Annotated in this window: 14 protein-coding genes; 5 read left to right on the top strand and 9 right to left on the bottom strand. The window is 70.4% G+C overall.

What is annotated here, in order from left to right; all coding sequences use genetic code 11:
* Positions 1-129: 129 nt before the first annotated feature.
* Positions 130-1,095, bottom strand: a complete 966-nt coding sequence (locus BMY07_RS01050; protein ID WP_092774480.1) for an aldo/keto reductase — start codon at positions 1,093-1,095, stop codon at positions 130-132.
* 121 nt (positions 1,096-1,216) lie between these two features.
* Here BMY07_RS01050 and BMY07_RS01045 point away from each other — a divergent pair, with 121 nt between their 5' ends.
* The 5 genes from BMY07_RS01045 to BMY07_RS01025 all read left to right on the top strand — a co-directional run bounded on the left by BMY07_RS01045 (position 1,217) and on the right by BMY07_RS01025 (position 5,053).
* Positions 1,217-2,551 carry an amidohydrolase gene (locus tag BMY07_RS01045; RefSeq protein WP_245782117.1) on the top strand — a complete coding sequence of 445 codons (1,335 nt, stop codon included), beginning with the start codon at positions 1,217-1,219 and terminating at the stop codon, positions 2,549-2,551.
* A gap of 2 nt (positions 2,552-2,553) precedes the next feature.
* Positions 2,554-3,294 carry a dioxygenase family protein gene (locus BMY07_RS01040; RefSeq protein ID WP_245782116.1) on the top strand — a complete coding sequence of 247 codons (741 nt, stop codon included), beginning with the start codon at positions 2,554-2,556 and terminating at the stop codon, positions 3,292-3,294.
* A 404-nt stretch (positions 3,295-3,698) separates the two neighbouring features.
* A complete protein-coding gene (locus BMY07_RS01035; RefSeq protein WP_092774479.1) occupies positions 3,699-4,274 on the top strand; it encodes a GtrA family protein in 576 nt (191 codons plus the stop codon).
* Positions 4,275-4,335: 61 nt separating this feature from the next.
* Complete coding sequence (locus BMY07_RS01030; RefSeq protein WP_092774478.1) at positions 4,336-4,788, top strand: carboxymuconolactone decarboxylase family protein; 453 nt, start codon at positions 4,336-4,338, stop codon at positions 4,786-4,788.
* A 73-nt stretch (positions 4,789-4,861) separates the two neighbouring features.
* Positions 4,862-5,053: a ferredoxin gene (locus tag BMY07_RS01025; RefSeq protein ID WP_092774477.1), complete on the top strand. Its 192-nt coding sequence runs from the start codon at positions 4,862-4,864 to the stop codon at positions 5,051-5,053.
* A 6-nt stretch (positions 5,054-5,059) separates the two neighbouring features.
* Here BMY07_RS01025 and BMY07_RS01020 read toward each other — a convergent pair whose 3' ends face one another.
* The 8 genes from BMY07_RS01020 to BMY07_RS00985 all read right to left on the bottom strand — a co-directional run bounded on the left by BMY07_RS01020 (position 5,060) and on the right by BMY07_RS00985 (position 12,801).
* A complete protein-coding gene (locus tag BMY07_RS01020) occupies positions 5,060-6,364 on the bottom strand; it encodes a cytochrome P450 (protein WP_092774476.1) in 1,305 nt (434 codons plus the stop codon).
* 102 nt (positions 6,365-6,466) lie between these two features.
* Entirely contained in the window at positions 6,467-7,708 is a 1,242-nt protein-coding gene (locus BMY07_RS01015; protein ID WP_092774475.1) for a hypothetical protein, read from the bottom strand.
* Positions 7,705-8,328: an ABC transporter ATP-binding protein gene (locus tag BMY07_RS01010; RefSeq protein ID WP_245782115.1), complete on the bottom strand. Its 624-nt coding sequence runs from the start codon at positions 8,326-8,328 to the stop codon at positions 7,705-7,707. The genes BMY07_RS01015 and BMY07_RS01010 overlap by 4 nt, the downstream gene beginning before the upstream one ends.
* A 106-nt stretch (positions 8,329-8,434) precedes the next feature.
* Positions 8,435-10,339 carry a molecular chaperone HtpG gene (htpG, locus tag BMY07_RS01005; protein WP_092774474.1) on the bottom strand — a complete coding sequence of 635 codons (1,905 nt, stop codon included), beginning with the start codon at positions 10,337-10,339 and terminating at the stop codon, positions 8,435-8,437.
* 161 nt (positions 10,340-10,500) lie between these two features.
* A complete protein-coding gene (locus BMY07_RS01000) occupies positions 10,501-11,223 on the bottom strand; it encodes a hypothetical protein (protein WP_092774473.1) in 723 nt (240 codons plus the stop codon).
* A complete protein-coding gene (locus BMY07_RS00995) occupies positions 11,216-11,755 on the bottom strand; it encodes an RNA polymerase sigma factor (RefSeq protein WP_218150557.1) in 540 nt (179 codons plus the stop codon). The genes BMY07_RS01000 and BMY07_RS00995 overlap by 8 nt, the downstream gene beginning before the upstream one ends.
* A gap of 131 nt (positions 11,756-11,886) precedes the next feature.
* The gene (locus BMY07_RS00990; RefSeq protein ID WP_092774471.1) at positions 11,887-12,387 is read right to left on the bottom strand and encodes a DUF305 domain-containing protein; all 501 of its coding nucleotides are present in this window, start codon (positions 12,385-12,387) and stop codon (positions 11,887-11,889) included.
* A 45-nt stretch (positions 12,388-12,432) separates the two neighbouring features.
* Positions 12,433-12,801 (bottom strand): DUF6153 family protein, encoded by a 369-nt coding sequence (locus BMY07_RS00985; RefSeq protein ID WP_092774470.1) that lies wholly within the window; start codon positions 12,799-12,801, stop codon positions 12,433-12,435.
* Positions 12,802-12,804 lie beyond the last annotated feature (3 nt).

Below are 12,804 nucleotides of genomic sequence, written 5' to 3'. Positions count from 1 at the left end.
GGACCTGGTGTCCAGGTCCCCAACCGTAGACGCAAACCGGTCAAAGAAGAACCGCGGCCGCCGTGGGTTCCACTGTGGACGGATGGCATAAGCCGGGGCCATCAGGTCCGGGCACGGGCGGCCGGGTGGTCACCAGGTGCCGTCGGCGTTGACCGCCTTGTCGGCCCACAGCGGGTCGAGGGCGGTGCGCAGGGCGGGGCCGTGCTCGTCGGCGAGCCGGATCGCGGCGAGGTTGTCCTCCAACTGCTCGATCCTGCTGACGCCGAACAGCACGTTCGACACCGCCGGGTTGAGCAGGCAGAACGCGATCGCGACCTGGGCGGCGGTGACCCCGTGCGCCGCGGCCACCTCGGCGACGGTGTCGGCGGCCTCGCGGATGCGGTCGCGGATGCCGCCGGGGTCGGCGCCGATCTTGCGCTCGGGGAACTTCCGGCCCGCCAGGATGCCGCCCTCGAAGACGTCCGACGCCTGCAGCGCCAGCCTGCCGTCGGTGAAGTGCGGCTGGTAGAACGGGCCCTCGGCCATGGTGCGGCGCGCGATGCTGTACTTGAGCTGCGCGAAGATCGGCGGCGCCATGCCCTCGGCCGCGGCGAAGTCGAGCGCGCGCTGCAGGTCGGCGGCGACCCAGTTGTTGACGCCCCAGTGCGCGAAGCGGCCCGCGCGGATCTGCTCGTTGACGTCGGTGACGATCTGGGCGATGTCCGGCGGGGACATGTAGTCGCCCACCACGACGCTGTCGGCGCGGTCGGTGCCGATCCGGTCGAGCGAGGTGGTCATCTGCTGCTCGAAGCTCGTGGTGGGGTACTCCCACAGCCACAGCTTGCCGCACAGGTGGTAGTCCTCGCGGGCCAGCCCGGCGGCCCTGGTGACCTCGCCGAAGATGATGTCCGTGCGGGCCTGTTCGGCGTGCGGGCCCATGTTGTAGTGCGCGACGTCGAACAGGGTCACCCCGGCCCCGATCGCCCGGTGCACCAGCGCCACCGCGTCGTCGGGCTCCATCCGGTCCCAGGTGTTCCACGATCCGAGACCGAACAGCGACACCTCCGGCCCACCCGGTCCCAACGGCCGGACGGGGATGCCGTTGACCTGCGCCATATGTCCTCCTCGGCACTGAACTCGTGTCGTTAGTCTACATGTATAGACGAAAAACGGGGATATTCCGGCTGATGACCCTATACTGGCCCAGCTTCATCTACGCCTGTTGACGGAGGACACCGTGGCCGACAAGATCACCGCCGACCTCGTGCTGACCGGTGGCACGGTGCTCACCTTCGACGCCGCCGGCACCGAGAGCACCGCGCTCGCCGTGGCCGGTGGCCGGGTCATCGGCCTCGGCGACGTCGACCACCTGGTCGGCCCGGACACCCGGGTGGTCGACCTCTACGGCCGCACGGTGCTGCCCGGCATCAACGACTCGCACCTGCACGGCGCCTGGCTCGGCGCGTTATGGCCGGGGACGCTGATGGGCGCGGGCGGGATGGGCGAGGGCGCGGCCGCCCCGCAGCTGACCAGCCCGGCCGAGCGCCGCGCCGCCATCACCAAGGCGGGCGACATCGTCGCCGCGCTGGGCATCACCAGCTACACCGAGCCCGGCCTGGGCCCCGGCGAGGACAGCGGGCAGACCGGCTGCTTCTCCACCGGCGTGCTCGACGAGTACGCCGCGATGGCCGCCGAGGGCCTGCTGCGCGCCAGGGTCACCGTGCTGCGCCTGTTCGGCGAGCTGGACGGGCCGAGCACGCTGGCCGACTTCGAGCGCGGCATGGCCAGCCGGGTCCCGGCGACCGACCCGCGCTGGCTCGACATCACCGGCGTGAAGATCTTCGCCGACGGCATCCCGCCGATGCGCTCGGCGTGGACGCACCGCTGCTACGCCGACGGCAGCCAGGGCCACCTGCTCGTCGACGGCACCGACCCCGCCGAGCGCGAGGCCAACCTGCGCAAGATGATCGACCTGGCGCACCGGGCAGGCGCGCAGATCGGCGTGCACGCGACCGGCGACCGGTCCATCGAGGTCACCGTCTCGGCGATGGCCGACGCGATCGAGGCGCACGGCCACGCGGGCAGGCACTACCTGATCCACGGCGACCTGGTCGGCCCGGACGTGCTGGCGCGGCTGCCCGGGCTGGGCATCGGCCTCAACACCCAGCCGGGCATAGCGGTGCTGACCGCCCCGTGGCTTGCCGCCGCGCTCGACGAGGACGCCGCCGCCGGGGCGTGGCCGCTGCGCCGGGCCCTGGACCTGGGCGTGCGCGTCTGCCTGAGCTCCGACGCCCCGGTCATCGAACCGGACTGGCGCCGCTGGGTCGCCGCGGCCGCCGAGTGGATGGCCGCCGCCCCCAGCCCCGAGCTGATGCGCCACCTGCTGCGCGCCTACACCGTGACCCCGGCCGTGCAGGACGGCGCCGAGTCGTGGAAGGGCACCCTGGAGATCGGCAAGGCCGCCGACCTGTGCGTCCTGGAGGCCAACCCGCTGCACGCGGCGCCAGCGGACCTGCCGCACATCGGCGTCACGATGACGGTCGTCGACGGCCGCGTCGTGTTCGAGGCCTGACGGTGGACCCGGTGCTGGGCAGGCGGCAGGTGCTGCTCGGCCTGGCGGCGCTGGGGGTCGTCGGCTGCTCCCCCGCCGCGGTCGACTGCGTGGTGCGGCCCGAGCAGATGGAGGGCCCGTACTTCGTCGACGAGAAGCTGGACCGCTCCGACATCCGCACCGACCCGGACACCGGCACCCAGGCGGTCGGCACCCGGTTGCAGCTGGGTTTGACGGTGTCGCGAGTCGACGGTGACCGGTGCGTCCCCCTCCCCGGCGCCGTCATCGACATCTGGCACTGCGACGCCGCCGGGAACTACTCGGACATCGCCAGCGAGGGCACCACCGGCCGCAAGGAACTCCGCGGCCTCCAACTCTCCGACCCCCACGGCGCGGTCACCTTCACCACCGTCCTGCCCGGCTGGTACGAGGGCAGGACGGTGCACATCCACCTCAAGATCCGCACCACCACGCCCGAGGGCAAGCCGTACGAGTTCACCTCGCAGCTGTACCTACCTGACGAGTTCACCGCCCAGTACCTGGCAACCGCGCCCTACAACACCCACGGCCCCGCCGACACCACCAACAAGACCGACCAGCTCTACACCCTCAACGGCGACCAACTCCTCCTCCCCACCCCCACCCCAGCCGCCCCCTCCCCCGGCTACCGCACCACGTTCGCCCTCGCCCTGGACCTCACCAACCCCCAGGTAGCCGCCCCCGACGCCATGGCCCCGGGCCTCTTCCCCACCCCACCCCCCTGACCCCCAAGCCCCGACACCACCCGCCAGCCGCCCCGACGGCACCCGGCACCCGGCACCCGGCACCCGGCACCCGGCACCCGGCACGGAATCGTCCGCCGACCAAGATCCACTCCGCGGCCGGGGCCCTCCCTCCCGGGGCCCGGGGCCCCATCTCTGAAACTATCGAGCCGGCCGGTTTGTCAATAGGGGTGCGATACGGGCTGTGGACAGGTCGCGGGGTTGTGGACAGACCGGGGACGCGGGGCGCCAGCAGGAGCGGCCGACCAGGGGGCAACCGCGGAAACCTGCTCAAACCCCGAAACGCCCCATGAACAGGTGCATCCCCAGCAAGACCCACCCCAAAGGTCTGGACCAATTTGCGTTCGTACAGGTCCGCGTAAAGGCAGTTCGGTTAGCCTGAGCGCATGTCCCTTCGCGCCGCGGTCTTGCGGGTGTTGCCTTCCCGGGTGCGGCCGTTCGCGCTCAAGCACCGGGAGTTGTTGAAGTTCGCCGTGGTGGGCAGTGTCGCCTATGTGGTGGACAACGGCACCTGGTACCTGTTGAAGCTGACCGTGCTCGAGCCCAAGCCGGTCGCGGCGAAGGCCATCGGGGTCATCCTGGCCACGATCGTGTCGTACATCCTCAACCGCGAGTGGTCGTTCGACACCCGCGGCGGGCGGGAGCGCCACCACGAGGCGGCGCTGTTCTTCGCCATCAGCGGGGCGTCGCTGTTCTTCTACACCGCTCCCCTCTACCTCTCGCGGTACGTCCTCGACCTGGAGCAGCCGCACGTGAGCGCGGTGTCGCAAGAGGTCGCGGACTTTCTCTTCGGGTCCATCGTGGGCACCGTCATCGCGATGCTGTTCCGCTGGTGGGCTTTCAAGAAGTGGGTCTTCCCGAACGCCGACGCCCGGGCGCCGCGGCGGGAGCGCAGGCTCGGGAAGCTGGTCCCCTACCCGGCGCCCGCGAGTGTCGTGGATCACACCGCCAGCAAGAACTGACCTGTCACGTCCCCCGTCGCCGCCCCGTCTTCCCCAGGACAGCGAGTGAAGGGAACAGGACATGCAGGCACGTATGGACAATCCGGCCATCGTCATCCCCGAGGCCATGAAGGCGCTCGTCGCGTTCGGCAACACCGCGGCGGGCAAGGGCGTGCCGGAGTCGACCATCGAGTTGGTGAAGCTGCGCGCCAGCCAGGTCAACGGGTGCAGCGCGTGCGTCCACATGCACGCGCGGGACATGCGCAAGGCGGGCGAGAGCGACGAGCGGCTGTTCACCGTCGCGGCGTGGCGGGAGGCGCCGTTCTTCTCGGAGCCGGAGCGGGTCGCCCTCGAGCTCACCGAGGTGCTGACCCGGTTGGCCGACACGGCGAACCCGGTCACCGACGAGCTGTGGGGGCGGGTCCGGGCGCACTACGACGAGCGCGCGGCCTCGGCGCTGCTGGTGGCGATCGCCAACATCAACGTGTGGAACCGGCTCAACGCGGCCGTGCACCAGGTCGCCGGGACCTTCTGAGCACTCCGCGTGCCCGGGTGGGCGCGGCGCGTGCATGATGGTGGGGTAACACCATCTCTGGGGAGGTCGGTCGATGAGGGTCGTTGTGGACAGCCACCGGTGCGTCGGGTCGGGCATGTGCGTGCTCACCCAGCCCGACGTGTTCGACCAGGACGAGGACGACGGGACGGTCGTGCTGCTGCGCGCCGAGCCCGGGCCGGAGCAGGAGCGGGACGTGCTCACCGCCGTCCAGTCCTGCCCGGCCCAGGCGATCAGCACGACCTGACGGCGCTCACGTGGCCCGGGCGGCGTCGGCGTCCCAGGTGACCGGGAGCGCGTGCACGCCGTAGATGGCCATGTTGTCGCGCAGCGGCACCTCGTCGGCGGGCACGGCCAGCCGCAGCCCGGGCAGCCTGCGCAGCAGCTCGGTGAACCCGATGGTCATCTCGACCCTGGCCAGCTGCTGGCCGAGGCACTGGTGGATGCCGTGCCCGAAGGCCAGGTGCGGGCCGCGCGGCCGGGTGAGGTCGAGGGTGTCCGGGTGCTTGTAGTGCTCCTCGTCCAGGTTGGCCATCTGGGCGGAGATCATCACGTTGTCCCCCGCTCTGACGTGGTGGCCCGCCAGCTCGACGTCCACCAGCGGGGTGCGCCGGATGCCGAGGTGCAGGATGGTCAGGTACCGCAGCAGCTCCTCGACGGCGGTGCCGATCAGTGCCGGGTCGTCGCGCAGGAGGGCGAGCTGGTCCGGGTGCTCCAGCAGCGCGAAGGTGCCCAGCGCCAGCATGTTCGCGGTGGTCTCGTGGCCCGCGATGAGCAGCAGGTTCGCCATGCCGACCAGCTCGTCGTCGGTCAGCGGGGTGTCCTGGTCGGCGTGCACGAGACCGGACAGCAGGTCGTCGGTCGGCGTCGCGCGCTTGGCCTCGACCAGCGCCCGCATGAACTCGCGCAGCGCCTCGGCCTGCTCGACGACCTCGTCGAGCGGGGTGTCGAGGTTGAGCAGCTTGGCGGTGCTCTGCTGGAAGGCGCCCCGGTCGGCGTAGTCGACGCCGAGCAGCTCCGAGATGACCAGCGACGGCAGCGGGAGCGCGAAGGCGGGCACCAGGTCGGCCGACGGCCCGGCGGCGATGAGCGCGTCGAGGTGCTCGGTGACGATCTGGGTGATCCTGGGCTCCAGCTGCCGCATCCGGCGCACGGTGAACTGGCCGGTGAGCAGCTTGCGGTAGCGGGTGTGCTGCGGGGCGTCCATCCCGAGGAAGTTGCCAGCCCGGTTGCGCGGCGACAGGAACCGCTCGCGCAGCAGCTTGGGCAGCCGGTTCATCGCCACGGTGGAGCGGGACAGGTCGGAGCTGAACCTCGGGTCGGACAGCAGGGCACGCGCCTCGGCGTGCCCGGTGACGACCCAGATGTCCTCGCCGTCGTCGCCGACGACGCGGTGCACGGGTCCGGTGGCGCTGAGCGCGGTCAGCTTGGCGGCGGGCGAGAACGGGCAGCCTGCGGGCCGCTCGGTCAGGTCCCGCGGGAGGCCGAGCAGTCGGGCGGAGCGCGGCTGCTCGGGAACCGGCGGGTTCTCGGGTGCGGTGGTGGTCGGCGTGGCCATGGGAGCTCCTGTTCCCGGGCCGATCCCCAGCCGACCCGTAGCGTCTAGGGGCTGTTAACCCACGGTACCAGCGCGCGCACTCTCAGCTGCGGGATTTCCCGGCTAGGCCAGCAATGCTGCCGCGCCGAGGGCGATGACCACCGGGACCTGGCCCGCCGCGAGCAGGACCGCACCGAGGACGAGGGCGTCGGGGCCGCGCGCCACCTGCACCACGAGTCCCATGGGCACCAGGACACCGCCGAGGTCGACCACACCGATGTTGGCGAAGTCGATGGGGTCGCGGGTAACCGACCGCACGGCCGCGGCGGCCGCTAGAGCTACCGCGACCAAGGATGTGGTGTTCCAGTCGATGCCGAGCGCGGTCACGGCGGCCAGCCACAAGGTGGAGACAAGAGTCAGTACGACGGCCGCGGTGAGCTTGACGGCTAGCATGGAGTTGTTGAGCCAGCGGCGAAGTCCTGGTGTGCGGCGTAGTTGGGCGACGGGGGCGGCGAACGGGATCGCCGCCAGGTAAGCGCCTATGGCTATCCACCAGACGGGCGGTACGGCCGGGAAGACGCGGTATAGGGCGGCCGCGATAAGGGCGATCAACGCGGCACCTACCAACGCCCTCGGGCGCGCCAAGAGTCCAGCGAGCAGGTAGCGGAGCAGGACGGGCTTACCGGCGAAGATCCTTGGCAGGGCAAGAGGTTGCGCTGACGGGAGTAGGCCCCATACGTCCAGGAACGCGACCGAGACGCGTTGGGTCATACGGGCGGCGAAGTTGCGGACGAGTTCTTCGCGGCCAACGGTCTCGGCCAGCGGTGTCTTGCGTAGCAACAAGAATCCGACAACGGCGGCTGCTAGGGCGGCGACGGCGAGTGGGATCTCGAAGGCGGCGTAAGAACCCAGTGCCGCCAACAGCAACGGGAGGGCGCTTTCCCATACCCCTGGCGAACGGAGGCGTGCGGCGGACATGGCCAGAAGGCCGAAACCGGCGAAAAGGACAGCGGTGTAAGGGATCTCATGCCAGCCTAGGACCGCGCCTGACACGGCCGCGCCGTAGGCGAGCACAGACCACCTGGCTGCCCATCCTCGCGCGAGCCGTCTGCCCAGTACCACGGATCTTGGCGCGGTCAGGTCGTCCCAGGTCAGTTTCGCCGGGTCGGCCCAGAGGTAGCCGCGCCCTTGAGTCGACCACCAGGCCACGGCAACACCGAGGCACATCACCACCAGGGCGGCGTTCGACGTCGGAACGGTGTCGCCCAACAGGGCTAGGCGCGTGGCGTCGGACTGGTAGAACGGCGCCCCACCAACACCGACAGCGAGGACGACCGCGAGAGCCCGACTTACGGTGTCACTCACCCGAGGTCGATTCGGGTGGCAGCTACCCGCTCCGCCAGAGACCTGTGGTGGCTCGCGACCACGACAGCGGCCCCGCGGCGGGCATCGGCGGCGATGAGGGTGGTCATCCACTCGCGGCCCGCGGTGTCGAGGGCGCGTTCGGGTTCGTCCAACAGCAGGACGTCGTGGGAACGGGCTACCGCGCCGATGAGCAGCAGCCGTCGCCGCTGCCCCGCCGAGAGGTCGATCGCCGGAACGTCCGCCCGCTCGTCCAGACCCGCCGCGACGAGCCAGTTCGGGACGCCGCGGCTGTCCACGGCCGGGAAGGAGCGCAGCAGGAGGTCGAGGTGCTGACGGGCGGTCAGGTGGTTGAACAGGGCGGAGTCGTCGAGCACTACCGAGACCTGCCGCCGAAACCTCACCTTGCGCTCATCGGGTGCCGAGCCGCCTACGCGAACGATCCCGGCTGAGACCTCGTGCGTGCCATAGAGGCAACCAAGCAAGGTGGACTTACCCGAGCCGTTGCGACCGGAGAGCACTACGCACTCCCCCGGCCCCGCGGTGAAGCTGACACCCTCGAACAACACCGCGCCGCCCACCTTCGCGGCGATAGCCAGCGCCTCAACGCCCGTCCCACCCACGGCCACCACCGTAGGGCCTGATGTGACAGTGGCGCAGAGTGGACACCCAGCCGTCAACGTCAGGGTGGGGCGGCCCCGGTAAGAGGCCGCCCCACCCTGACGGGGACTAGAGGGCCTTCTCCAGCTTGGTGGCGAGCAGCCGGACGAAGCGGGTCGGGTCGGGGAGGTCTCCGCCCTCGGCCAGCAGAGCGGCGCCGTAGAGGAGCTCGGCGGTCTCCGCCAGGTCGGGGCGCTGCTCGGCGTGGGCGGTGCGCAGGGCGGTGACCAGGGGGTGCGCCGGGTTGAGTTCGAGGACGCGCTTGACCTGGGGCATGTCCTGGCCCATCGCCCGGTACATCTTCTCCAGGGTGGGGGTCAGGTCGTACTCGTCGCCGACCACGCAGGCCGGGGAGGTGGTCAGCCGGGAGGAGAGGCGGACCTCCTTGACCGCGTCGCCGAGTTGGTCGGTCAGCCAGGACAGCAGGTCGGCGAACTCCTCCTCGCGCTCCTTGGCCGCTTCCTTGTCCTCGTCGGCGTCCAGGTCGACCTGGCCCTTGGCGACCGACTGCAGCTTCTTGCCCTTGTACTCGGGCACCGAGCCGACCCACATCTCGTCGATGGCGTCGGTGAGCAGCAGCACCTCGTAGCCCTTGGCCAGGAACGCCTCCAGGTGCGGGGAGTTCTCCAGCGCCGCCCTGGACTCGCCGGTCAGGTAGTAGACGTGCTCCTGGCCGTCCTTCATCCGCTCCAGGTAGCCGGCCAGGGTGGTCGGCCGCTCCTTGTCGTGGGTGGAGTCGAAGGAGGCGATGTCGAGGATGGCGTCGCGGTTGTCGGCGTCGTCGAGCAGGCCCTCCTTGACCGCGCGGCCGAACTCCGACCAGAACGTGGTGTAGGACTCGGGCTTGTCGGCCATCAGCGACTTGACCGTGGCCAGCACCTTGCGCACCAGCCGCCTGCGCATCAGCTGGATCTGCCGGTCGCGCTGCAGGATCTCGCGGGAGACGTTGAGCGAGAGGTCCTGGGCGTCGACGACCCCCTTGACGAAGCGCAGGTACTCGGGCATCAGCTCTTCGCAGTCGTCCATGATGAACACGCGCTTGACGTAGAGCTGCACCCCCCGCTTGCGGTCGCGGGTGAACAGGTCGAACGGCGCCCGCTTGGGCAGGAACAGCAGCGCCTGGTACTCGAACGCGCCCTCGGCGGAGAGCCGGATGGTCTCCAGCGGCTCGGTCCAGTCGTGGCTGACGTGCTTGTAGAACTCGGTGTACTCGTCCTCGGTGACCTCGCTCTGCGAGCGCGCCCACAGCGCCTTGCGGGAGTTCACCGTCTCCGGCTCGCCGCCGCCCTCGGGCGCCATCCGGATCGGCCAGGTGATGAAGTCGGAGTAGCGGCGCACGATCTCGACGACCTTGCCGCGGGAGGCGTAGTCGTAGAGGTGCTCCTCGGTGTCCTCCGGCTTGAGGTGCAGGGTCACCGTCGTGCCCTGCGGGGCGTCCTCGACCGGTTCGATCGTGTAGGTGCCCTCGCCGGTGGACTCCCAGCGGGTGCCGCCGGTCTCCCCAGCCTTGCGGGTCAGCAGGGTCACCTTGTCGGCGACCATGAAGCTGGCGTAGAAGCCGACGCCGAACTGGCCGATCAGGTCCTGGCCGCCCTGGCTGTCCTTGAGCTTGCGCAGGAACTCGGCGGTGCCGGACTTGGCGATCGTGCCGATCAGGGTGACCACCTCGTCCCTGCTCATCCCGATCCCGTTGTCGCGCACGGTCAGCGTCCGCGCGCCGGGGTCGACCTCCAGGTCGATGTGCAGGTCCTCGGTGTCGGCGGCCAGTTCCTTGTCGCGGAACGCCTCCAACCGCACCTTGTCCAGGGCGTCCGAGGCGTTGGAGACCAGTTCGCGCAGGAAGGTGTCCTTGTTCGAGTAGATCGAATGGATCATCAACTGCAGCAACTGGCGAGCCTCGGACTGAAACTCGAGCGTCTCGACATTCGCGCTCACGGGAAACCTCTCGTCCGGCCTGCGAAACAGCGCGGGCATCGTAGCGAAACCCGGCGACACCGCCCGCCGTCGCACGCCGCCGCTCACCCGTGTGGCACAGCTCTCGTCGGCCGCGAGCAGACCGGGGGCCGCACCCGCTCCCCCTTGGGTGCGGCCCCCGGTCCCGCGGGCGGCGCGCGGCACGCCACCCGCCCCCCAGGTCAGGGCATGCTCGTGGCCAGTTCGACCAGCGTCGTCTCCTGGACGGTGCCGGACAGCGCGAAGATGGTGCCGTTCGGGGTGAGCCAGGTGAGGCGGCTGCCGTCGCAGATGATGGAGACGCGGTCGAGGACGCCGGTCGAGGACTCGATGGTCGTGTTGACCCGGTAGAAGCTGTCGGTCCGAGGTCGTGCCCACTGCGCCGGGTATGAACCGACCTCGGTTGGCTCCACGTCGCCCGCGCCCATGGGGTGCGGGTCCATGCGCATCGGCGGTGGGTAGAACTCCAGGGTGAGCATGTCCTCGCCGCGGGTGTACTGGACCATGGCAGCGGGCTTGTTCGCGCTGGTCGGTCGGGTGAAGTACTGGTGCGCGGTCCACATACCGACGTCCGCCGGGGGTGACCAGCCGGTCTCGACGGTCAGGTCGGTGCGGGAGACCACGTCCATCGCCGCCCACGCGGAGCAGTCGCCCGCGTTGGGGCCGGGGCGCGCGCCCGTGCTGTCGGTATCGACGCGCAGCAGGTCGTCGGCGTGGACGCTGAGCACGAGCACCCCGACGACGGCCGCGGCGGCCAGCAGGACGCGGATCCGGGGCGGTCGGGGGGCCCGTTCGGCGGCCTTGGCCACGATGGTCGCGACCGCGCCGGGGGACGGCGGGCGGTCCATGGCGCGGCCGAGCTCGACCAGGTCCCTGCCGAGCAGCCACTCCTCGTGCTCACCCATGTCGCCGCTCCCCCGCCAGTTCCGGTTCCACCAGGACCCGCAGCCGGGCCAGCGCGCGGGAGGTCCGCGACTTGACCGAGCCGCGCGGCCAGCCGAGCACCTCCGCCGTCTCGGCCTCGGACAGGTCGAGCAGGAACCGGCACCCGAGCACCTGCCGGTCCTTGTCCGGCAGCGTGCGCAGCATCGCCAACAGCCTCTTGTCCCGCTCGGCCACCAGGACCACACCTTGCGGATCGAGCACGTAGCCGTCAGCGCGCAATTGCGCGGCCCGGAACACCAGGCCCGCCCTACGCACCCGCGACCGGTAGGAGTTACGGGTCAGGTTGACCACGATGCGCAGCAGCCACGGCCGGAACGCCGAGTCGGCCCGGAACTGGGCCAACGCGTTGTAGGCACGCACGAACGCCTCTTGGACGACGTCGTCCGCGTCGTCACCGGCCCCGGACACCAGGGCGAGCCGGTGCGCCGCGGAGTGGTGCCGCCGCACGATCTCGGCGAACGCGCTCAAGTCCCCGGCGCACGTCCGCGCCACCAACTCCCCGTCCTCGTCCGTGACGCCCCCAACCCTCGGCGTTGTCGAACCCCATGCCCGCTCTTACACCAGGCTCGTCGGGTTGGTTCCACTCGGCCGGGTCCCGCGAACGGGACCCCGGCCGAGGTTGTCTAACGCAAGAGGTCTCGCATCTGGTCGATCTCAGCCTGCTGCGCATCAATGATGCGCCGCGCCATGGCCTTGACGTCAGCGTTGACACCCTCGTCGAGCTGCGCACGGGACATGGCAACAGCGTCCTCGTGGTGCGCGGTCATGAGGATGAGCCACTCCTCATCGAAGTCGGCGCCGGTACTGACCCGCAGCCGCGAGTCGTCCATGTGGCCGCCGTGGCCGTTCTGAGGCGACACGCCCCAGTCGTCGAGCCACCGGGTGAGGGTCGTGATCTCGGCGTCCTGCGCGGCCGCGACCCGGTCGGCGAGGGCGAGCACCTTGGGGTTGGTGGTACGCCCCGCGGCGAGCCCGGCCATGTCGACGGCCTGCTGGTGGTGCGGCACCATCCCCTGCGCGAACACCACGTCGGCCTGGTTGTGATCCGGCTGCTCTTGAGCTGAGCAGGCGGGAAGTGCGATCAGGAGGGCGAGCGCCAACCTGACCAGGGGTTTGCTGGTCATGGGGTTCCTCTGTGCTGGGCGGACAGGTCGGGACGAACCTGTCTGTCAGCGCCTGGACACGCAGAGGGTGAGGAGTAACCGGCCCGGCGGTGGCGCCCTGGGTGCCAGGGCGACCACAATGCCTGACGACCGCCGAGCCGGAGCGGTAGTCACCGCGGTTCCTAGCACCAGCCACAGCATCCCGAGGCCGAGTGCGGCACCGAGTACAGCGAGGCACAGGTGCAGCAGGTCGTGCGCGGGCACCGGCTCGTTCGGTACTTCGGTGTCTACCGTAAGAGCGGCCGGTTCTGTGGTGTGAGTGGCGTGGGAGCCCGGGTGACCGGTCGAGGTGGGATGGTCGGTCAGGTGGTGCATGCCGACCACGCCCAGCAGTAGGGCGCTCAGCAGCACCCACCGCGCTATCGACCGGTCCACCCG

This window comes from Actinokineospora terrae, from assembly GCF_900111175.1.
Taxonomy (GTDB): Bacteria; Actinomycetota; Actinomycetes; order Mycobacteriales; family Pseudonocardiaceae; genus Actinokineospora; species Actinokineospora terrae.
This window is presented reverse-complemented; position numbering and strand designations above follow the sequence as displayed.